Genomic DNA, 22269 nt, shown 5'->3' on the forward strand with positions numbered 1-22269 from the left:
AGAAGCGAAATTAGTTGCCGGTCAGCTTCTCGCGCAGAGCAGCCAGTGCTTCGTCGGAAGCCAGGGTGCCGGCGTCGGTGGCTGGAGCCTCCGACGAGTACGATGCTGGGGCAGCCTCGCCGGCAGCAGCAGGCTCTGCTTCTGCATCGGCGGTGATTGCGGCAGCAACCTGCTTCTTGTGGGCTTCCCAACGCTCCTGGGCAGCAGCGTACTGTGCTTCCCATGCAGCGCGCTGGGTCTCGAAGCCTTCAAGCCATTCGTTCGACTCTGGGTCGAAGCCCTCTGGGTACTTGTAGTTGCCGGCCTCGTCGTACTCTGCAGCCATGCCGTAGAGTGCTGGGTCGAACTCGGTGCCCTCTGGGTCCACGCCTTCATTGGCCTGCTTGAGCGACAGCGAGATGCGGCGGCGCTCCAGGTCGATGTCGATGACCTTGACGAACAGCTCGTCGCCCACGGAGACAACCTGCTCGGCCAGCTCAACGTGGCGAACTGCCAGCTCGGAGATGTGAACCAGGCCTTCGATGCCGTCTTCGACGCGAACGAACGCACCGAATGGAACCAGCTTGGTGACCTTGCCCGGTACAACCTGACCCAGTGCGTGGGTGCGGGCGAAGGTCTGCCATGGATCTTCCTGGGTAGCCTTCAGCGACAGGGAAACGCGCTCGCGGTCCAGATCGACTTCCAGAACCTCGACGGTGACTTCCTGGCCAACCTCGACAACCTCGGATGGGTGGTCGATGTGCTTCCAGGACAGCTCGGAAACGTGTACCAGGCCGTCTACGCCGCCCAGGTCCACGAATGCACCGAAGTTGACGATGGAGGAAACAACGCCCGGACGAACCTGGCCCTTTTCCAACTTGTTGAGGAAGGTCGAGCGGACCTCGGACTGGGTCTGCTCGAGCCATGCACGACGGGACAGCACAACGTTGTTGCGGTTCTTGTCCAGCTCGATGATCTTGGCTTCGATTTCCTGGCCGATGTATGGGGCCAGGTCGCGAACGCGACGCATCTCGACCAGCGACGCAGGCAGGAAGCCGCGCAGGCCGATGTCCAGGATGAGGCCACCCTTGACAACCTCGATGACGGTACCGGTAACGACGCCGTCCTCTTCCTTGATCTTTTCGATGTCGCCCCAAGCGCGCTCGTACTGTGCACGCTTCTTGGACAGGATCAGGCGGCCTTCCTTGTCTTCCTTGGTCAGGACCAAGGCCTCGACGTTGTCGCCAACGGTGACAACGTCACCCGGGTCAACGTCGTGCTTGATGGAAAGCTCGCGGGAAGGGATGACACCTTCGGTCTTGTAACCGATGTCGAGCAGAACTTCGTCGTGGTCAACCTTGACGACGGTGCCTTCGACGAGGTCACCATCGTTGAAGTACTTGATGGTGGCATCGACTGCGGCCAAGAAGTCCTCAGCGGATCCAATGTCGTTGATTGCGACAACTGGTGCGCTGTTGTTCTCGTTCGAGGTGATGGTCATGTAGTAGGGACTCCGATGTGGATAGATTTGATCAGTCGAAACCCCGGAAGTCCCGGAATTTCGAGCGGGTAAAACAATTTGCGGACATGGCATGGCCACGGCACGCTGTTCAAGTCTACGCGCTGGGCTTTGCCGAGGCAAAGCAGATCACCCCAACATCCGCAGCTCTGCTTTGTGAGGTTCGCTACATTTGGGTTCCTCGGGCGGGGCCCGGGCAGCCGTTCACCAGCCCTGGGAAAGCCGTACGAGCTCGACTCCGGCATCCTGCAAGGTTTTGAGCCCTTGGCGAACCCCGGCGGCCGTGCCGGAATCCGGGCGGTTGAAATGGCCGATCCCGACGTCGCCGGCGCGCAGGCCGCCGACCTGCGCCGCGACGGTGGAGGCCGGGAAGGTCGCCCCGGCATCCAGATTGACCGTGAAGTTCATCGGCACGAGCCCCAGGTCGCGGCACAGCGCGGCGCCGACCTGGTCCATGTGGGCGGTGCCGGATCGGAAGAACTTCGCGGTGAGGCCGAACTCCTCCTGCAGGTAGCGCTGGTTGCCCATGATCTCGTCGTAGGCCTGTCCCACCGACGCGGTGCCCGGGATGCCATAGGCCATCTGCCCGGCGGTGCCCAGCGGCGCATGGCTGGTTCCGTGATTGGCAATCTCGAACAAAGGATCGGCGGCAAGCTCCGCGGCCAGGGACCGGTTGGCCCGCGCCCAGCGCTGGTTGACGAACAGCGTGGCCGGCGCCTCGGCGTCGCGCAGCGCCGTGATCAGCGCCGGGTCGAATAACGCTCCGCCCGGTCCCCCGCAGGCATCGAAGGTCAGCGCCGCGGTTTTGTTCCCGCGGGGCAGCCCGAGCTGGATCCCCGGGACGTCCAGTCCGAACGTGCCGGGCTTCCGGCCGTGGTACTTCGCGGCCGCCTCGGCGCGCGACATGACCGCCGCGGCTCTTGGCTGCGGCGTCGCGGATGGACCGGCGGAGGCGCTTCGCGAGGGTTCGGGCGCGGGTGGGGCGTCCGTCCCGCTGGGACCGCCGCGGGTCGGGGCCGGTGCTTCGGGGTTGGGTGCGCACCCGGTGAGTGCGGCGATTGACAGTGTTCCCAGACCCAGCGCACCGCGCAGGACCCCGCGCCGGGTGGGAGCGGGTGATCGTTCGAAGGTCGGCATCGGGTCTAGAAGTCCGCCTGGCAGTACGGGGTGCGCGGACCGGTGAACAGCGCATCCAGGTCATCGAGGGCGCCGGCCCGGTGCTCGGCGAGCAGCCCGGCGCCAGCCAGATGGGTGGCGCTGCGCGTGCCCAGGTAGAGCGTGGCCAGATCCCGGGCGTCCAGCCGGGCGTCGGCGGCGGCCCCGTCCGCGTGCTGCACCGACATCACTCCCGCGGCAGTTTCCAGCACCCAGGTGCCCGCGGCGTAGCCCAGATCGTCGTCGACCTGCAGGACCACTCGCGCATCACGCCGGTAGCTCCGGGCGCCCAGCGCTGCGGGCACGTCAAGGATGCGCACCCACAGGTGGTCCCCGCGCGCGGTGGTTTTGTAGTCGCGGGCATTGCGCAGCGCGGTGGGCAGCACGTCGTCCACCGGGCCGCGCCCGGTGACGCGTTCGATCAGGTCGTGGTCGCACAGGTAGGCGACAAGTTCGCGGCGCGCGGTCTCGTTCACCGTGCACAGGGTGCCGATGGACATCGCCGGCTCCTCTTGCTTCCACCCCTCGAAGGTGTAGGTGATGAACCCGTCCAGGGTGCCATGCGCGTCGTAGTGCAGGGCGCCGCGCAGTTTCGCGGCCGGCTTGAGGTTGTCGTAGCTTTCCCAACGGCCGGTGGCCCTGCCCAGGTCGAAGGAGTTGTTACTCACCGAGCCGAGCGTGGCCAGGTGGTGCTCGCGGTAGAGCTGCGCCACCTGCTCGGCCATCGCCGAGGGGGCCACGGCCTGCACGGTGCCGGAGGCCGGGGCGCGGAACTGCGCGCCCTGCCCGGACTTCAGCTCGAAGCGGCAGCGTTCGGCGGCCACCCCGAATCCGAAGCGGCCATAGATGGTGGCTTCCGAGGCGGTCAGCACCGCCACCGGGACGCCGTCGGCCGCGGCGCGGTCCAGGTGGGTGGTGATCATCGAGCGCAGGATGCCGCGGCGGCGGTGGGTCGGGCTGACGGTGACCGAGGTGATCTCGTGCACCTCCAGCAGCTGCGGCCCGCCGACGTTCAGCGTGCCGGCAAAATACGAATAGGTGCCTACGGGATCGGCGGCATGCAGGCTGGGCGCGGCCGCCGTGCGGTCAAAGGCGAGGATGGACTGCACTTCGTCCTGCTCGTCAAGCTCCGCTAGGATCTTGCGGCCATCGGCGTCCGCGCTGGATTCATGGAAGCCGCGGGCGATGGCGCGTTCGAGCAGCAGCCAGGACGCGGAGGGCTGGCCGTCGACGAGGCCGGACCCGATGAATTCCAGTTCGATCCCTTCGGGGGTTGCAGGGTTCATGGTGTCGGGCCTTTCGCTGGTGGATGTTTTGTGGGCTGGTGCCGAAACCGCCGGGCCGCACCGGTGGAAGGTGCGGCCCGGCGGATCGGAATCGGTGGCGGCCGGGGGCTAGTGCGCCGCCTCGTGCCAGGTGGCGCCGACGCCGGGCTGGACGTCCAGCGGGACCAGCAGGTCCGCGGCGCGGCCCATTTCCAGGGTCACCAATTCGCGTACCGCGTCCAGCTCGCCCGGGGCGATTTCCAGCACGAGTTCATCGTGCACCTGCAGCAGCATGCGCGAGGCGTAGCCGCCGGAGGCCAGGCCATCGGCGATCTTGAGCATCGCGACCTTCACCAGGTCGGCGGCCGAACCCTGGATCGGGGCGTTGAGCGCGGCGCGTTCGGCGATGTCGCGCAGGCGGCGGTCGGAGCTGTTCAGCTCAGGCAGGTAGCGGCGGCGCCCGAAGATGGTCTCGGTGTAGCCGTCCTTGCGCGCCTGCTCGACGACCGAACGCAGGTAGGTGCGCACGGCGCCGAAGCGGTCGAAGTAGTCCTTCATGAGCTTGCGGGCCTCGTCGACGCCGATCTTCAGCTGCTTGGACAGCCCGAAGCTGCTCAGCCCGTAGGCCAGGCCGTAGCTCATCGCCTTCACCTTGGAGCGCATCTCGGAAGTGACCTCGGCCGGTTCGACGTTGAACACGCGTGAGCCGACGTAGCGGTGCAGGTCCTCACCGTTGCGGTAGGCCTCGATCAGCCCCTCGTCCTCGGAGAGGTGCGCCATGATGCGCATTTCGATCTGCGAGTAGTCGACGGTCAGCAGGGTGTCGTAGCCCTCCCCGACGGTGAACACGTCGCGGATGCGCCGGCCCTCCTCCGAACGCACCGGGATGTTCTGCAGGTTCGGGTTCAGGCTGGACAGGCGGCCGGTGGCGGCGACGGTCTGCGCGTAGGTGGTGTGGATGCGGCCGTCCGGCTGCACGGACTTCAGCAGCCCGTCCACGGTCTGGCGCAGCTTGATCGCGTCGCGGTAGGCCATCAGCGCGATGAGGAACGGGTGCCCGGTCTTGACCAGCAGGTCCTGCAGCGACTCGGCATCGGTGGTGTAGCCGGTCTTGATCTTCTTCGTCCGCGGCAGGTCCAGCTCCTCGAAGAGCACCACCTGCAGCTGCTTGGGGCTGGAGAGGTTGACCTCATGGCCGATCGCGGCGAACGCCTCATTGGTCGCCTGGTCCACCTGGGTGGTGAAGTGGGCGCGCAGCTCATCGAGGCGGGCGCGGTTCACCGCCACGCCGGCGCGCTCCATCGCGAAGAGCACCGGGATCAGCGGCAGCTCCATGTCGCGGGCGAGCTTGTCCGCATGCTTCTCCACCAGCTTGGTGTCCAGGTAGGCCGACAGGTCGAAGATCGCCTGCGCCTGGGCCAGGGTCGGTTCGGCCAGTTCTCCGGCCAGCCCCAGATCCAGTTCGCCCTTCTTCGCCTGGTACACCGGCACCTGGTACTTCATGTGGTACTGCACCAGGTCGACCAGTTCGTGGCTGCGCCGGTCCGGCTGGATCAGGTAGGCGCTGATCAGGGTGTCATCGGCGATCCCGTCCACGCCCAGCCCGCGCTCGGCCAGCAGGTGCATGGCGACCTTCGCGTCGTGGAAGATCTTCGGGGCGTCGGCATCCTTCAGGAAGTCCGCTAGCACGGTTTCGGTGGCCTCGTCCAGGGAGGAGAGCTCCACCCAGGCGGCTTCGTTGCCGCGGAACAGGCCCAGGCCCACGGCTTCGCCGTTGGCGACGCCGGGCTGCACTGCGACCGGCGCACCTTCTCCGGCGGCCAGGAATGCTGCCAGCGATTCGGCGTTGTCGGTGATCACGCGCGCGAACTCGGCGACCTCCGGAGCGGTGTCCTCCTCCTGCGCGGCGAACAGGTCGAACAGGCGCTTGCGCAGCGTGTTGAATTCCAGCGCGTCGAAGAGGTTCTCGATCTCCTCGCGGTTCGGAGCCACCAGCTCCATCTCGTCCAGGGTCACCGGCAGGTCCAGGTCGTGGCGCAGCTGGTTCAGGCGGCGGTTGCGGGTCACGTTGTCCACGTGGGCGCGCAGCGATTCGCCGACCTTGCCCTTGATCTCGTCGACGTGCTCCAGGATGCCGGCCAGGTCGCCGTACTGGTTGATCCATTTGGCCGCGGTCTTGGGGCCGACCCCGGGCACGCCGGGCAGGTTGTCGGCGGATTCGCCGACCAGTGCGGCCAAATCCGAGTAGCGCTCGGGGCGCACGAAGTACTTGGCTTCCACCGCGTCGGCGTCCATCGGCGGGATGTCACTGATGCCCTTTTTCGGGTACAAAACCAGGGTCTTGTCGGTGATCAGCTGGAAGGCGTCGCGGTCGCCGGAAACAACCAGGACCTTGAAGCCGGCTTCCTCGCCCCGCGTGGACAGGGTGGCCAGGACATCGTCGGCTTCGAACGGGTCGAGGCTCACCGTGGGGATGTTCATCCCGTGCATGACCTGCTGGATCAGCTCGATCTGCCCGTAGAACTCTTCGGGGGTCTTGTTGCGTCCGCCCTTGTATTCGCTGTATTCCTGCACGCGGAAGGTCGGGGTGTCCAAGTCGAAGGCCACCGCGACATGGGTGGGCTTCTGCTGGCGGATCATCGTCAGCAGCATCGAGACGAAGCCGTGCACGGCGTTGGTATGCTGACCGGTGCTCGTGGCGAAGTTCTCCGCGGGCAGCGCGTAGAACGCGCGGAAGGCCATGGAGTGTCCGTCGATGATCAGCAGGGTCTTGTCCGACGTGGGCGTCGGTTTGGTAGTTTCGCTCACACCTGAAAGCCTAGTTGGCATGAGCGACAATTTCACTTCCAGAACCGCGCAATCTTCAGCACACCCGTTTGCCCAGCAGCTGGCCGCCCACGGGGTCCCCGAATCAATGTGGCCTTTCCTGTCCCGCCATGGGGTGGGCACCCTGGTGGAAAAGCTGGGCATTGTATTCACCGAGTTCTCGGTGGACCGGCTCTGCGCCACCATGCCGGTGGAGGGCAACACCCAGGTGATGGGGATCCTGCACGGCGGCGCGTCGGCGGCGCTGGCCGAAACCCTGGGTTCTTTCGCCGCGGCCCTGCACGGGGCAGGCAAGGCCAACCCGGTAGGTATGGACCTGAACATCACCCATCACCGCGCCGGGCGCGCCGGGCTGGTCAGCGCCGCCTGCACCCCGCTGCACTTGGGCCGGCGCAGCACCACGCATGAGATCGTGATCAGCGACGCGGACGGCAAACGGGTGGCCACCGCGCGCATCACCAACATGCTGCTGCCCATCGAGCCCTAAGTCACGTCACGGTCAGAAAAAACGCCCGTCCCGGATGGACCCGGGGCGGGCGCTGTCATGCCGCAGGAAGTCAGCCTGCCGCGGGCGGATCAGGTGATGGCGTAGCGCGAGGCGAAGACGTTGCCGCCCAGGTCCTTGAGCTCCAGCCCGTCCAGCTCCATGTTCACGCCGCGGCCGAAGATGTTCGCCCCGCCGCCCAGCAGCACCGGCACGGTGATCAGCAGCAGCTCGTCAAGCATGCCCGCTTCGACGAAGCCGCCGGCCAGGTCGGCGCCGCCGACCACCCAGACGTCCCCCACCGAGGCGCTGCGCGCGATGTCGCGGCTCCAGAAGCCGATTTCTCCGCGGATGAAGGTCAGGTCCGCCCCCGGCACCGTCGGCAGCTCATGGTGCGTGAACACCCACACCGGCTTGTCGCCGTAGACCCATTCCAGCTTGCCCTCGGCCACATCGCGGGCGATGTTCTCATAGGTTTTGCCGCCGATCACGATGGCGCCGACGCCGGCGAAGAATTCGTCAAAATGCTCGCGGACTCCGGCCAGCTTGGAGAAGGGCTGGAGCCAATGCGCATCCCCGGCGCGATCTGCGATGAAACCGTCGATGGAGGCACCCACGTAGTACTTGAAGCTTGTCATGGCTCTAGTCTATGGGTGCCTCCATCGAAGGCAATATTCAGTTGTCCGCCGGGCCCCGGCACGTCAGGCCGGTGGCCCTAGGAGATCCCCAGGATCGCCTCGCTCAGCTGCGGCACGATCAGGACCACGCCGAAGGCGACGATCAGCCCGCACAGCGTGAAGCAGGCGTAGGCGCCGGACTTGTTCAGTCCCACGTTGGCGCCCTTGTCCTTGGCCACGGCCAGCAATCGCACACCCATCGAGTATGCGGCCACGATCAGCAGGGCGGCGGCCCAGGTGACGACGGCAACGATCAGAAATGCTGTCCAGTCGATCATGCTTTGTCAACTTTCTCTTCTTCAGCTTCCTCGCGTTCGGCCTTGGCGCGCAAGGCAGCCTGCTTCGCCTTGGCTTCGGCCTTGGCCTTCGCGCGGCGTTCCTTCTTGCTCAGGATGTTCACTGCGGCACCCGAGTTGTCGATGTCGGACATCGCCGTCTCGTGGGTGTGCGGATTCTTGCGCGACAGCACCCAGATGGCGAGCATCGAAACCAAACCGGCAACTGCGACGATGATGACTCCGACGGTGCCCGCGTGGGTGATCCACGCGGCCAGGCCGCCGACGATTGCCGCTGCCGGCAGGGTGAACAGCCAGCCCAGGGCGATACGCCCGGCGGTGCCCCAGCGGACCTCGGCGCCCTTGCGCCCGAGTCCCGAACCGATGACGGAGCCGGAAGCGACCTGGGTGGTCGACAGGGCGAAGCCCAGGTGCGAGGAGGTCAGGATGGCCGACGCGGTCGACATCTCGGCCGCGAAGCCCTGTGCGGGCTTGACGTCGGTCAGGCCCGAGCCCATGGTCTGGATAATGCGCCAGCCTCCGGTGTAGGTACCCAGCGCGATCGCGAACGCACAGGCCGCGACAACCCAGAAGTGCACCGGAGTGCCGGCGTCCTGCAGGCCGGAGGCCACCAGGGTCAGGGTGATGACGCCCATGGTCTTCTGCGCATCATTGGTACCGTGCGACAGCGCGACCAGCGAGGAGGAGAAGATCTGGCCGTAGCGGAAACCGCCGCGCTTGGGCGAGGTTCCCGACTGGCGCTTGGTGATCGCATAGGCCAGCTTGGTGCAAAGGTACGCGGAGATACCCGCGATCAACGGGGCCACGATGGCCGGCAGCAGCACCTTGGACAGCAATACGCCGTAGTTCACGGCGCCGAATCCGGCGCCGACGATTGCCGCGCCCACCAGGCCGCCGAACAACGCGTGGGAGGAGCTGGATGGCAGGCCGAGCAGCCAGGTCAGCAGGTTCCAGATCACCGCACCCATCAGACCAGCGAAAATCATGGCCGGGCCGATGGCGACCCCGGTCGTGGGGTCCTCGTTGATGATGCCTCCGGAGATCGTTTTGGCGACCTCGGTGGAAAGGAACGCGCCGACGAGGTTCAAAATTGCGGCGAGGGCTACTGCTTTTTTGGGCGAGATTGCCCCGGTTGCGATTGGGGTGGCCATCGCATTGGCCGTGTCATGGAAACCGTTGGTGAAGTCGAAAAACAACGCCAAGGCAATGACCAGGACGACGATAAGCGTCAAATCCATTGAATACCAGCCTGAGGGGTCGAACGGCAAGGAAAATTACGTGGACCGCGGACGATCCGTGTTGCGAGTTGGAGGGCGCGCCAAACCAAGGGTCAGCGCGTAATTTCAATCTTATGCCCATGTAATGGTTCGTCAACATGTCCACCATGGCAACGCAAGGTTAACGGAAGGTGAACAACCGGCAACTTCCTGTGCAAACACCGGAATCGAGAATTCCGCGGCTGACGCGGAAAATAAAAAATGTGCGTCAAACCACAGGTGGTCTGACACACATTTCGATGGTTTATGGGCCTACGGCCGGTTACTTCACCTGATCGATGACGGTTTCGGCGACCTGACGCATGCTCAGGCGGCGGTCCATGGAGGTCTTCTGGATCCAGCGGAAGGCCTCGGGCTCGCTCAATCCCATCTTGGTGATCAGCAGGCTCTTGGCGCGGTCCACGAGCTTGCGGGTTTCGAACTGCTCGGCCAGGCTGGAAACTTCTTCCTCCAGCGCGCGCAGCTCGTCGTTGCGGGAGATGGCGATTTCGATCGCGGGGGTCAGATCGGCCGGGGTGAACGGCTTGACCACATAGGCCATGGCACCGGCCTCGCGGGCGCGCTCCACGAGCTCCTTCTGGCTGAACGCGGTCAGCAGTACCACCGGGGCGATACGCTCCTTCACGATGGCTTCGGCCGCGGTGATGCCATCCATGACCGGCATCTTGACATCCATCAGCACCAGATCAGGCTTCAGCTCGCGGGCTTTCTCCAACGCGCTCTGGCCGTTGTCCGCCTCGGCGACGACGTCGTAGCCTTCGGAACGCAGAATTTCGACGATGTCCAGGCGAATCAGGGTCTCGTCTTCGGCCACGATGACGCGGCGCGGCGCGCTGCTCGCCTCGGAGGGGATTCTGGTGATTTCTGGTAGCTCGCTCATTCGGCGCCGTCCTTCGTATTAAGAATGCCTGCCATCATGATCGGCAGATTTCGGTGGTTTCAGTACGTGAAGCCCCGTTGCCTCAGTGTCACCTCTAAGCCTACTGGTTTGCGCACGGAACAGGGCTGATATCGACCACGAACTCAATTAGGAATTCCGCGAACGCTCAAGTAGGATATTCTTTGTGCTCGCCCAAGTGGCGGAATCGGTAGACGCGCCGCACTCAAAATGCGGTATCGAAAGATGTGTGGGTTCGAGTCCCACCTTGGGCACCAAAGCAGATCCGCTGGCAGCAGTTTTCCAACTGCCGCCAGCGGATTTTTTGCGTCACCGGACACCGAGGCAGCTGCGCTCATCTTCGCCGGACGGCACCCGGTGGAGGAAGGCGAAGGACCCATCCGCTCTTCGATGGAGATCGAAGCGCGGACGGGTCCTTGGGTTTCAGCCTGCCAGCCGAGGCCGAAGCGCTAGAGCGACTTGGGCACCGAGACGTTTTCCTCGGCCCACGGCCCGACCTTCTCGCGGGCCGGCATCGGCTTGCCGTTGACCAGCTGGCCGGCGTCGGCGAGGTCTCCGACCTTGTGCACGCGCAGCGAGTTGGTCGAGCCTGCCTGCCCCGGAGGGGAACCGGCGGCGATGCAAACGATGTCGTTCAGCTCGGCCAACCCCTCGGAGAGCAGTGCCTCGTCGACTTGGGCGGTCATCTTGTCGGTGTGGTCCGCGTAGGCGACCAGGCGGGCCTGCACGCCCCACATCAGGGTCATGATGTTGTAGGTCTGCTGCAGCGGGGTGAAAGCCAGCACCGGCTTCTTCGGCCGCAGGCGCGATAAGCGCCGGGCCGAGTCGCCGGACTGGGTGAAGGCCACGATGTACTTCGCGTCGAGCTGGTCGGCGATCTCTACCGCGGCACGGGTGATCGCGCCGCCGCGGGTCTTGGGCTTGGAGCCCAGGCGCGGGATGCGGTCCAGGCCGTGCTGCTCGGTGGAGGCGATGATGCGGGACATGGTCTCCACGGTCTCCACCGGGTAGGCGCCCACCGAGGTCTCCCCCGAGAGCATGACCGCATCGGCGCCGTCGAGCACCGCGTTGGCGCAGTCCGAGGCCTCGGCGCGGGTCGGGGTCGGCGATTCGATCATGGATTCGAGCACCTGGGTGGCGACGATGACCGGCTTCGCCCAGCGGCGGGCCAGCTCCACGGCGCGCTTCTGCACCACGGGCACGTCTTCCAGCGGCAGTTCCACACCCAGGTCGCCGCGGGCGACCATGATGGCGTCGAACGCGTTGATGATTTCCTCCAGCGCGTCCACTGCCTGCGGCTTCTCGATCTTGGCGATGACCGGCACGCGGCGGCCTTCCTCGTCCATGATCTCGTGCACGCGCTCGATGTCGCTGGCATTGCGCACGAAGGACAGCGCGACCATGTCGATGCCGGCGCGCAGCGCCCACCGCAGGTCGTCTTCGTCCTTGTCGCTCAGCGCAGGCACGTTCACGGCTACGCCGGGCAGGTTGATGCCCTTGTTATTGGACACCTCGCCACCGACGACGACCTCCGAGCGCACCTCGGTGTCGGTGACCTCGACGGCCTTGAGCTTGACCTTGCCGTCGTTGACCAGCAGGAAGTCGCCCACCTGCACATCGGAGGGCAGTCCCTTGAAGGTGGTGCCGCACAGGTTGCGGGTGCCTTCGACCTCCTCGATGGTGATGGTGAATTCCTCGCCGGCCTCCAGGATGTACTTCGCGTTGTCCTTGAAGCGGCCCAGGCGGATCTTCGGGCCCTGCAGGTCGGCGAAGACGCCGACCGCGCGGCCGATCTCGGCCGCCGCGTTGCGCACGTTCGCCAGGGATTGCGCGTGCATCGAGTGGTCCCCGTGGCTCATGTTCAGGCGGGCCACGTCGACGCCCGCCTTCAGTACCGCTACGGTGTTTTCATAGCTCGCCAGGGAGGGGCCCCAGGTAGCAACAATCTTTGCGCGTCTCATTCCGTCAGCCATATGCCTTTCATGTAAACCGTAGGCAAAATGCGGCCCACCCCGGGCGGGGTGTGCCGCATTCAAGCCTGTGACTCTCAAATGATGCTGATGGCCCTATCGGTTGGAGCTACGGGCGCGGGAAGCGTGGTCGAGCCCATGAGGAACTTGTCCACCGAGGCTGCGCAGGCACGCCCTTCGGCGATTGCCCACACGATCAGCGACTGCCCCCGACCGGAGTCTCCGGCGGCGAACACCCCGTCGGCGTTCGTCATGTAGTAGCCATCTCGGGCGACGTTGCCCCGGTTGTCGAATTCGGTACTGACCTGTTCGACCAACCCGGAATCTTCCGGACCGGTGAACCCGAGGGCAAGCAAAACCAGATCCGCCTTGATGACGCGTTCGGTTCCAGGCTTCGGGAGGCGCTTGCCAGCAACAAATTCTGTCTCTGCCACTGTAACACCGATCACGGTGTTCTGCTTACTTCCCTCGCCGCCGACGAAGTTGACGGTCGATGCTAGGTAGGTGCGTTCGCCGCCCTCCTCGTGGGAGGACTGCACCTCGAAGAGCACCGGCATCATCGGCCACGGGTGGTTCTCGCTGCGTTCGGTGCCCGGCTGCTTGCCGATGGCCAGCGTGGTGACGCTGGCCGCGCCCTGGCGCAGCGCGGTGCCGATGCAGTCCGAGCCGGTGTCGCCGCCGCCGAGCACGATCACATGCTTGCCCGCCGCGTCGATGCCGCGCTCGGACTTCAGGCCGGCGACCACGCGGTTGTTCTCCGTGAGGAATTCCATCGCGTGGTGCACCCCGCCCAGCTCGCGCCCCGGTACCGGCAGCTCGCGCGGCACGGTGGCGCCGGTGGCGACGATGACCGCGTCGTAGTCGCGGCGCAGCTGCTGCCAGGTGATGTCCTTGCCGATCTCGATGCCGGTGCGGAAGATCGTGCCCTCGGCGCGCATCTGCTCCAGCCGGCGGTCGATCACGTGCTTTTCCAGCTTGAAGTCGGGGATGCCGAAGCGCAGCAGCCCGCCGATGGCCTCGTCGCGCTCGTAGACTGCCACGGTGTGCCCGGCGCGGGTCAGCTGCTGGGCGGCGGCCAGGCCGGCCGGGCCGGAGCCGACGATCGCCACACGGAACTCGGTGTGGCGCGCCGGCGGGGCGGGGGTGAAGTCCCCGGCGTCCATCAGGTGCTCGGCCAGCTCGGCCTCCACCTGCTTGATGGTCACCGCCGGCTGGTTGATGCCCAGCACGCAGGAGGCCTCGCAGGGGGCCGGGCACAGCTTCCCGGTGAGCTCCGGGAAGTTGTTGGTGCTCAGCAGCCGGGCGGCGGCGTCGTCCATCCGGTCCTTGTAGACCAGGTCGTTGAACTCCGGAATGAGGTTGCCCAGCGGGCAGCCGTTGTGGCAGAACGGCACACCGCAGTCCATGCAGCGCCCGGCCTGCGACTTCAGGGTACCGGCCGCCTGGCGTTCGGTCACTTCCTTGTAGTCCATGAGCCGGATCGGCACCGGCCGCTTGGGCTGGGTGACCCGTTCGGTCACCGTCAAGAATCCGCGTGGATCAGCCACGGGTCACCTCCAGAATTTTGGTCCAGACCTCCGGCGAGTCGGGGTTGTCCCCGGCCGCGACGGCGTCGGTTCGCAGTTGCTGCACGGCCGCGAAGCCGCGCGGGATGATGCTGGTGAACCGGGCGCGGGTGCGCTCCCAGTCAAGCACCAGGCGCTGGGCCAGCGGCGAGGCGGTCAGCGCGATGTGCTCGGTGAGCAGCTCGAAGATGCGCTGCGCTTCTTCGTCGTCGATCCCGCGGATCAGCAGGTCGCCGTCCGCGGCGGCCAGCGGGTTCAGCGTGGCCGCATCGAAGTCCAGCACCCAGGCGGTGCCTCCGGAGAAGCCGGCGCCGAAGTTGCGCCCGGTGGGACCCAGGATGAGCACCTGGCCGCCGGTCATGTACTCGCAGCCGTGCTCGCCGATGCCCTCCACGAGCAGGGTCGCCCCGGAGTTGCGCACCGCGAAGCGTTCGCCCACGCAGCCGTTGATGAACAGCTGCCCGCTGGTGGCGCCGTAGCCCACCACGTTGCCGGCGATGACCTGCTCCTCCGGCGCGGATTCGGTGCGCTGCGGCGGGTGAATGGCGATCCGCCCTCCAGACAGGCCCTTGCCGACGTAGTCGTTCGCGTCCCCGGCCAGCGCGAGGGTGATGCCGGCGGGCAGGAACGCGCCCAGCGACTGCCCGGCGCGGCCGGACAGGTTCACCTTGATGGTGTCCGCATCCAGCTCGTCCAGCCCGAAGGTCTTGGTCACATGGTGGCCCAGCAGCGTGCCCACCGACCGGTCGGTGTTCACGATGTCCGCCTCGATGGACACCGGCAGTCGGTCGGCCAGGGCCGGCTGCGCGGCGGCCAGCAGGCGCTGGTCCAGGTGCGCTTCCAGCCCGTGGTCCTGACAGATCCGGCGGCTGCGGGCGGCCAGCGGCACCTCGGGCACGTGGGTGATGGCCTCCAGCGCCAGGCCGGCGACCTTCTGGTGCGCGGCCAGCTGCTGCTGGCTGACCTTGAGCAGCTCGACGCGGCCGACGACCTCGGCCAGGGTGCGTGCCCCGAGGCTGGCGAGCAGCTCGCGCACCTCCTGGGCCAGGAACTCGAAGAAGTTCACTACGAACTCGGCCTTGCCGGAGAAGCGCTCGCGCAGCACCGGGTTCTGCGTGGCCACGCCCACCGGGCAGGTGTCCAGGTGGCACACGCGCATCATGATGCAGCCCGAGACCACCAGCGGGGCGGTCGCGAAACCGAACTCCTCGGCCCCCAGCAGGGCACCGATCAGCACGTCGCGCCCGGTCTTCAGCTGGCCGTCGACCTGCACGGTCACGCGGTCGCGCAGCCCGTTGAGGATCAGCGTCTGCTGCGCCTCGGCCAGGCCCAGCTCCCAGGGGGTGCCGGCGTGCTTGAGCGAGTTGATCGGCGAGGCGCCGGTGCCGCCGTCGTGCCCGGAGACCAGCACCACGTCGGCCTTCGCCTTGGCCACGCCGGCCGCGACGGTGCCGATGCCGGACTCGGAGACCAGCTTCACGTGCACGCGGGCTGACGGGTTGGCGCACTTGGCGTCGTGGATCAGCTGGGCCAGGTCCTCGATCGAGTAGATGTCGTGGTGCGGCGGCGGGGAGATCAGCCCGACGCCCGGGGTGGAGTGCCGGGTCTTGGCGATCCACGGGTAGAGCTTCTGGCTCATCAGCTGGCCGCCTTCGCCGGGCTTGGCGCCCTGGGCCATCTTGATCTGGATGTCGTCAGCGTTGGTCAGGTACAGGCTGGTCACGCCGAAGCGCCCGGAGGCGATCTGCTTGACCGCGCTGCGCCGCTCGGGGTCCAGCAGGCGCTCGGGGTCCTCGCCGCCCTCGCCGGTGTTGGACTTGGCGCCCAGCCGGTTCATCGCGATGGCAAGGGTCTCGTGAGCCTCGGCGGAGATCGAGCCGTAGCTCATCGCGCCGGTGGCGAACCGCTTGACGATTTCGCTCACCGGCTCAACCTCGTCGATGTCGATCGGGGTGATGCCGGCGGTGTCGAATTCCAGCAGCCCGCGCAGGGTCTTCAGCTCCTTGGCCTGGTCGTCGACGGCCTTGGTGTACTCCTTGAACACGTCGTAGCGGCGGGTGCGGGTGGAGTGCTGCAGCCGGAAGACGGTTTCCGGGTTGAACAGGTGCGGCGGGCCTTCGCGGCGCCACTGGTACTCTCCCCCGGTCTCCAGCTCGGCCGGCTGCGCGCCGCCGTCGATCTGCGGGTAGGCGCGGGAGTGCCGGGCGGCGGCTTCGGCGGCCACCACGTCCAGCTCGATGCCCGAGAGCTTGGTGGCGGTGCCGGTGAAGTACTGGTCCACCACACGCTGGGACAGTCCTACGGCCTCGAAGGTCTGCGCCCCGCAGTAGGAGGAAACCGTGGAGATGCCCATCTTGCTCATGATCTTCAGCAGCCCCTTGCCCAGGGCCTTGATCAGGTTGGCGCTGGCCTTCCCCGGGCCGACGCCGGGCAGCTCGCCGTGCTCCGCCATCTGCTCCACCGACTCCAGGGCCAGGTAGGGGTTGATGGCGCTGGCGCCGTAGCCGACCAGCGCGGCGATGTGGTGCACCTCGCGGGCGTCGCCGGATTCGATGATCAGCGACACGCGGGTGCGGGTGGAGCTCTTGAGCAGGTGGTGGTGCACCGCGGAGGTGAGCAGCAGCGATGGGATCGGCGCCCAGGCGGCCGAGGAGTCGCGGTCGGAGAGCACGATGTAGCGCACGCCGCGGTTCACGGCGGCGGAGACCTTCTCGCAGATTTCCTGCAGCCGGGCGCGCAGCTCGGACTCGCCGCCGGTGGGGCGGTAGAGCCCGCGGACCTTCAGCGAGTACTTGGCGCCGGATTCGTCGCGCAGGTTCACGATCTTTGCCAGCTGGTCGTTGGAGAGCACCGGGTAGTCCAGCGCCAGCTGGGTCTGCGGCACCCGTCCGGTGGCCAGCAGGTTGCCGTCGGGCCCGATGGAGGTGCCCAGCGAGGTGACCAGCTCCTCGCGGATGGCGTCCAGCGGCGGGTTGGTGACCTGGGCGAAGGACTGGGTGAAGTAGTCGAACAGCAGGCGCGGGCGGTCGGCCAGCGCGGCGATCGGGGTGTCAGTGCCCATGGCGGCCAGCGGCTCGGCGCCGTGCGCGGCCATCGGGGCCAGGATGATGCGCAGCTCCTCGGTGGTGTAGCCGAAGGTCAGCTGGCGCTGCAGCACGGAGGCCGAGTTGTGGCGCACATGCTCCAGATCCGGGAAGTCGTCCAGCGACTTCAGGTTCTGCGACACCCACTCGCGCCACGGCTTGGCGGCGGCGACCTGCGCCTTGATCTCGTGATCCTGCACGATGCGCCCGGCGTCCAGGTCGATCGCGAACATCTTGCCCGGGGCGACGCGCCCCTTGGCCAGGATGTGCTCCTCGGCGACGTCGATCACGCCGACCTCGCTGGCCAGCACCACCAGGTCGTCGTCGGTGACCCACCAGCGGGCAGGACGCAGGCCGTTGCGGTCCAGCACGGCGCCTGCCATCTTCCCGTCGGTGAAGCACACGGCGGCCGGGCCGTCCCACGGCTCGATGAGCATCGAGTGGTACTGGTAGAAGGCGCGCAGGTCCGCGTCCATGGCGGTGTCGTTCTCCCACGGCTGCGGAATCATCATCATGATCGCCTCGGCGACGTCGCGACCGGAGAGCATGAGCATCTCGGCGACCTCGTCGAAGGAGGCGGAGTCCGAGGCGCCGGCGGTGCAGATCGGGAACAGCTCCTCGGGCACTTCGCCGAGCAGGTCGGAGGCCAGCGTGGACTGCCGGGCGCGCATCCAGTTGCGGTTGCCCTTGACCGTGTTGATCTCGCCGTTGTGCGCGATGGTGCGGAAGGGCTGGGCCAGCGGCCAGGAGGGGAAGGTGTTGGTGGAGAAGCGCGAGTGCACGATCGCGCAGCGGCTGGCGAAGCCGGCGTCGGACAGATCCGGGTAGAACGGCTCGAGCTGGGCGGTGGAGACCATGCCCTTGTAGACGATGCTCTGCGAGGAGAACGAGGCGAAGTACACACCCAGCTTGTTGTGGGCGCGGCGGCGGATGCGCCAGGCGGCGGCGTCCAGCTCGCGCGAGGCGGCGGCGGACGCGGCGCCGCTGCGGGCGGCGACGAAGAACTGGGTGATGTGCGGCATCACGGCGCGGGCCGAGGCGCCCAGCACTGAGGCGTCCACTGGCACGTCGCGCCAGCCGAGCACGGTGAGGTTTTCCTCTTCGGCCAGGGCTTCGAGCTCTTCGCGGGCCAGCTGCAGTTCGGCGGCCTGGGCGGGCAGGAAGCCCATGCCGACGGCGTAGCTGCCGGGGGCGGGGAGGGCGAATTCGGCGACGCTGCGCAGGAAGGCGTCGGGCAGATGGAGCAGGATGCCGGCGCCGTCGCCGGTGCCTTCGTCGGCGCCGATCGCGCCGCGGTGCTCCAGGCGGCGCAGGGCGGTCAGCGCGTGGGAGACGATCTGGTGGGATGCGGAATTCTTGAGCGATGCGATCATCGCCAGGCCGCAGGCGTCTTTCTCTGCGGCGGGGTCGTACAGGCCTTGCGCGGGTGGCACGGCGGAGAATCGGGTATAGGGCGAGGGGCGTCCCCCGCCAAAGCCTGGCGAGGCGTTCAACTGGACTCCGGTCATGCTCATGAGCGTGCCTTTCTATGGTTCAAGCAGGAAAGGCGGTCGGGCTGGCGAGGCTGCGCTGCGCGGCAGCAATGCTCGGTGCAGGGATCCATCGGCTGCCGGCCACCTGTGTTTCATCATCGTGCCCCAACACATCGAACGGGTAGCGCCGGTGGGCTCTACGGTCGAGGTCATGAGGGACGAACGGTTCCCACCTCGTTGTGGTTCACGCGCCGCCGGGCCTCCGCGGGGTGGGGAGGCTTGCAGTGCGGTGCGTGGGATCCAGACTACGCACGGTTTGTTTCTTTCGTGCGCACGGTTGTGTTTCCGGAATGTTAAAAGCACCTATGAACTTTCTGCGCTCCCCTGCCCGCTTCGCCGCCGAGGCTGGGCGCGAACCCCGCCGTTCTGCCCGAAACCGGCAGCCGCGCCATGTTTCGAAAATGTTGCGCGCGCAACGCCGCCGCGTTCGGCGCGCGGGCGAATGTTTCGCCCGATTGCGGGTTTTTGACGCGGGGTTTCGAGCAGGACGCGCGTTGTCGACGATTCGGGCCCTGCTGGCGGGCATGGCAAAGGGGGCCATCCTTGATGGATGGCCCCCTTGCCGGAGTTGCTTGATGCGGTGCGCTCAGCCCTTGGCCTCGGGGCCCTCGGGCGAGCCCGAGTCGGCAGGCTTGTCGAAGTCGGCAGGCGTGTTCGAGGCGGAGGCGTCGTCGGCCCTCGCGTCCTGGCCCGCGTCCACGGCCGCCGGTTCGCGGCCCGGCAGGAAGATCGAGTCCTGGTGCTGCGGGCGCAGCTTGGCCAGCACGTAGATCAGCGCGACGGTGCCCAGCACGATCAGGCCGATGGCCAGCCACTGGTGGATGCGCAGGGACAGCGGGCCGATGGTGATGACTTCGGCCGGGTCCAGGCGCAGCGACTCGGTGAAGGTGCGGCCGATGCCATACCAGATCACGTAGCACCAGAACAGCGCGCCGCGGCGCAGCTGGAACTTGCGGTCCAGCCCGATCAGCACGAAGAAGCCCAGCAGGTTCCAGACCGATTCGTACAGGAAGGTCGGGTGGAACAGCGTGTCCGCCGGCAGCCCGGGCGGGAAGTTGTGGTTGCCCGGGTCGATCTCCAGGCCCCAGGGCAGGGTGGTCGGGGCGCCGAAGAGCTCCTGGTTGAACCAGTTGCCCCAGCGTCCGGCCATCTGCGCGAGCAGCACGCCCGGGGCGGCCGTGTCGGCGAACGCCGAGAGCCGGATCCCGGTGCGGCGGCAGCCGATCAGCGCGCCGACCGCGCCGAGCGAGATCGCGCCCATGATGCCCAGCCCGCCCAGCCACAGCTGCGGGATCTCAGCCCAGTGGGACTGCTGCCCGCCCAGGCCGAAGTAGTAGCCGGGGTCGGTGATCAGCACGTGGTAGAGCCGCCCGCCGACGATGCCGAACGGGATCGCCCAGATGACGATGTCCCAGAGCATGTCCGAATTGCCGCCGCGCGCCGTCAGCCGGCGGTTGGTCACCCACAGGGCGATCAGGATGCCGGCCAGGATGCACAGCGCGTAGGCGTGGATGGTCAGCGGGCCGATGGAGAACTTGGAGAACTCCGGCGGCGGGGACGGGATGGAGGCGGGCAGGGCCAGGGCAAGCTGTGCGGACAGGTTCATCCTAGGCGTGCTCCTTGGCGGCCGCGCCGCTCAGCTCCGCGGCCAGCGCTGCGACCGCTGCGACTCCCCCGTCGCGCAGCGCGGCAACCAGGGCGGTGCCCACGATCACCCCGTCCGCGTAGGCGCCGATTTCCTGCACGTGCTCGCGGCGCGAGACGCCCAGGCCCACGCAGGCGTTTTCCGCGCCGGCGGCATGGGCCGCGTCGACCACTGCCTGCGCCGCGGAGGACACCTCGGCGCGGGCGCCGGTAACGCCCATCAGCGAAACGCAGTAGATGAAGCCGGAGGAGGCGTCGACGGTGCGCTGCACACGCTGGGCCGTGGAGGACGGCGCGATCAGGAACACGCGCTCCAGCTCGTGCTTTTCGCTGGCCTCGATCCATTCGGCCGCTTCCTCCGGCACCAGGTCCGGGGTGATCAGCCCGGAGCCTCCGGCTTGCGCGAAGCGGCGGGCGAACTCGTCCACGCCCATGCGCAGCACCGGATTCCAGTAGGTCATGACCATCACCGCGGCGTCGGTGCGCGAGGTGATGCCGCGCACGATCTCGAACACGTCGGCCACGCGGAAGCCATTGGCCAGCGCCTGCACGGTGGCGGCCTGGATGACCTCGCCGTCCATCACGGGGTCCGAATACGGGATGCCGATCTCGATGATGTCCACGCCGTTCTCGGCCAGCGCGACGGCAGCCTCGATGCTGGTGGGCACGTCGGGGAAGCCTGCGGGCAAATAGCCGATCAGGGCAGGGCGCCCCTCGGCGCGGGCCGCGGCGATCTTCTGGGCGCTGGTCACGCGGGTCATCTACTTCTCCTCGTCATCCGCTGCGGAGCGCTCGGCGGCCGCCGCGGCGCCGCTGATTTCCGCGTCTGCGTCTTTTTCGTCGATCATGTTGAACCAGGCGGCGGCGGTGCCCACGTCCTTGTCACCGCGGCCGGAGAGGTTCACGATGATGATGGTCTCTTCCGGCGTCGCGCCGTCGGCGACCAGCTTCTTGGCCAGCCGCATGGTGCCGGCCAGCGCGTGGGAGGACTCGATCGCCGGCAGGATGCCCTCGGTGCGGCACAGCGCCTTGAACGCGTCCATCGCCTCGGTGTCGGTGACCGGTTCGTAGTTCACGCGGCCGATGTCCGCCAGGAAGGCGTGCTCGGGACCGACCCCCGGGTAGTCCAGGCCGGCGGAGATCGAGTGCGACTCGATGGTCTGCCCGTCCTCGTCCTGCATCAGGTAGCTTTTCGCGCCGTGCAGCACCCCCGGGCGGCCCAGGGTGATGGTCGCGGCGTGGCGGTCGGTGTCCACGCCGTCGCCGCCGGCCTCGAAGCCGTACAACGCCACGTCCTTGTCATCGAGGAAGCCGTGGAAGATGCCGATGGCGTTCGAGCCGCCGCCGATGCACGCGGTGACCGCGTCGGGCAGGCGTCCGGCCTGGGCCAGGATCTGCTCGCGGGCCTCCTCGCCGATGACCTCGTGGAAGTAGCGGACCATCGCCGGGAAGGGTGCGCCGCCGGCGGCGGTGCCCAGCAGGTAGTGGGTGGTCTGAACGTTGGCGACCCAGTCGCGCAGCGCCTCGTTGATCGCGTCCTTCAGCGTCTGGGAGCCGACGGTCACCGGGATCACGGTGGCGCCCAGCAGGCGCATGCGCGCGACGTTCAGCGCCTGGCGGCGGCAGTCCTCGGCGCCCATGTAGACCACGCACTCCAGACCCATCAGGGCCGCGGCGGTGGCCGAGGCGACGCCGTGCTGGCCCGCTCCGGTCTCCGCGATGATGCGGGTCTTGCCCATGCGCTTGGCCAGTAGGGCCTGGCCGAGCACGTTGTTGATCTTGTGACTGCCGGTATGGTTCAGGTCCTCGCGCTTGAGGAAGATGCGCACGCCGTCGCAGTACTGCTGTGAGAAGCGCTTGGCCTCGGTCAGCAGCGAGGGGCGCCCGGAATAGTTGGTGTTCAAGTCGCGTACCTGGGCGACGAACTCGGGGTCGTTCTTGGCCGCTTCGAAGGTCTCGTTCAGCTCGTCCATGGCGGCCATGAGGGATTCTGGCATCCATCGTCCGCCGTAGGCACCGAAGTACGGGCCGCTGGCGTGCTTAAGCGACTGCTGGTCGATCGAGTCGGCGTGCTCGGAGTGCTCCGGTGTGCTCATCGA

Annotated in this window: 15 protein-coding genes and 1 tRNA gene; 2 read left to right on the top strand and 14 right to left on the bottom strand. The window is 67.2% G+C overall.

Features of this window, described 5'->3' with window-relative positions:
• Positions 1–10: 10 nt before the first annotated feature.
• The 4 genes from rpsA to polA all read right to left on the bottom strand — a co-directional run bounded on the left by rpsA (position 11) and on the right by polA (position 6660).
• Entirely contained in the window at positions 11–1480 is a 1470-nt protein-coding gene (rpsA, locus tag ACTX90_RS10455) for a 30S ribosomal protein S1 (RefSeq protein ID WP_047119382.1), read from the bottom strand.
• Between the two features lie 222 nt (positions 1481–1702).
• Positions 1703–2404, bottom strand: coding sequence for a polysaccharide deacetylase family protein (locus ACTX90_RS10460; RefSeq protein ID WP_443442057.1), 702 nt, complete (start codon positions 2402–2404; stop codon positions 1703–1705).
• Positions 2405–2640: 236 nt separating this feature from the next.
• The gene (locus tag ACTX90_RS10465; RefSeq protein ID WP_443442058.1) at positions 2641–3939 is read right to left on the bottom strand and encodes a GNAT family N-acetyltransferase; all 1299 of its coding nucleotides are present in this window, start codon (positions 3937–3939) and stop codon (positions 2641–2643) included.
• A 108-nt stretch (positions 3940–4047) separates the two neighbouring features.
• Positions 4048–6660, bottom strand: a complete 2613-nt coding sequence (gene polA, locus ACTX90_RS10470; RefSeq protein ID WP_244910799.1) for a DNA polymerase I — start codon at positions 6658–6660, stop codon at positions 4048–4050.
• Positions 6661–6745: 85 nt separating this feature from the next.
• On the opposite strand from polA, the gene ACTX90_RS10475 reads away from it, so the two are divergent.
• Entirely contained in the window at positions 6746–7231 is a 486-nt protein-coding gene (locus ACTX90_RS10475; protein WP_113606412.1) for a hotdog fold thioesterase, read from the top strand.
• Between the two features lie 89 nt (positions 7232–7320).
• On the opposite strand, the gene ACTX90_RS10480 is transcribed toward ACTX90_RS10475, so the two are convergent.
• The 4 genes from ACTX90_RS10480 to ACTX90_RS10495 all read right to left on the bottom strand — a co-directional run bounded on the left by ACTX90_RS10480 (position 7321) and on the right by ACTX90_RS10495 (position 10358).
• Positions 7321–7866, bottom strand: coding sequence for a dihydrofolate reductase family protein (locus ACTX90_RS10480; protein ID WP_053798324.1), 546 nt, complete (start codon positions 7864–7866; stop codon positions 7321–7323).
• A gap of 77 nt (positions 7867–7943) precedes the next feature.
• The gene (locus tag ACTX90_RS10485) at positions 7944–8183 is read right to left on the bottom strand and encodes a hypothetical protein (protein ID WP_047119386.1); all 240 of its coding nucleotides are present in this window, start codon (positions 8181–8183) and stop codon (positions 7944–7946) included.
• Positions 8180–9439 (bottom strand): inorganic phosphate transporter, encoded by a 1260-nt coding sequence (locus ACTX90_RS10490; RefSeq protein WP_113606414.1) that lies wholly within the window; start codon positions 9437–9439, stop codon positions 8180–8182. The genes ACTX90_RS10485 and ACTX90_RS10490 overlap by 4 nt, the downstream gene beginning before the upstream one ends.
• A gap of 301 nt (positions 9440–9740) precedes the next feature.
• Positions 9741–10358 (bottom strand): ANTAR domain-containing response regulator, encoded by a 618-nt coding sequence (locus ACTX90_RS10495; protein WP_047119388.1) that lies wholly within the window; start codon positions 10356–10358, stop codon positions 9741–9743.
• A gap of 190 nt (positions 10359–10548) precedes the next feature.
• On the opposite strand from ACTX90_RS10495, the gene ACTX90_RS10500 reads away from it, so the two are divergent.
• A tRNA-Leu gene (locus ACTX90_RS10500) sits at positions 10549–10633 on the top strand.
• A gap of 192 nt (positions 10634–10825) precedes the next feature.
• On the opposite strand, the gene pyk is transcribed toward ACTX90_RS10500, so the two are convergent.
• From pyk to trpB, 6 genes are all read right to left on the bottom strand, one after another.
• Complete coding sequence (gene pyk / locus ACTX90_RS10505; protein WP_047120774.1) at positions 10826–12337, bottom strand: pyruvate kinase; 1512 nt, start codon at positions 12335–12337, stop codon at positions 10826–10828.
• Positions 12338–12423: 86 nt separating this feature from the next.
• Positions 12424–13893: a glutamate synthase subunit beta gene (locus ACTX90_RS10510; protein WP_443442059.1), complete on the bottom strand. Its 1470-nt coding sequence runs from the start codon at positions 13891–13893 to the stop codon at positions 12424–12426.
• Positions 13886–18508: a glutamate synthase large subunit gene (gltB, locus tag ACTX90_RS10515; protein WP_443442060.1), complete on the bottom strand. Its 4623-nt coding sequence runs from the start codon at positions 18506–18508 to the stop codon at positions 13886–13888. Before gltB ends, ACTX90_RS10510 begins: the two co-directional genes overlap by 8 nt.
• 604 nt (positions 18509–19112) lie before the next feature.
• Positions 19113–20132 (bottom strand): prolipoprotein diacylglyceryl transferase, encoded by a 1020-nt coding sequence (gene lgt, locus ACTX90_RS10520; protein WP_047119390.1) that lies wholly within the window; start codon positions 20130–20132, stop codon positions 19113–19115.
• A gap of 1 nt (position 20133) precedes the next feature.
• Positions 20134–20931 carry a tryptophan synthase subunit alpha gene (trpA, locus tag ACTX90_RS10525; RefSeq protein WP_047119391.1) on the bottom strand — a complete coding sequence of 266 codons (798 nt, stop codon included), beginning with the start codon at positions 20929–20931 and terminating at the stop codon, positions 20134–20136.
• Positions 20932–22266: a tryptophan synthase subunit beta gene (gene trpB, locus ACTX90_RS10530; RefSeq protein WP_047119392.1), complete on the bottom strand. Its 1335-nt coding sequence runs from the start codon at positions 22264–22266 to the stop codon at positions 20932–20934. It abuts the gene before it with no gap.
• Positions 22267–22269 lie beyond the last annotated feature (3 nt).

Source organism: Glutamicibacter soli (assembly GCF_052322135.1).
GTDB classification, from domain to species: domain Bacteria; phylum Actinomycetota; class Actinomycetes; order Actinomycetales; family Micrococcaceae; genus Glutamicibacter; species Glutamicibacter soli.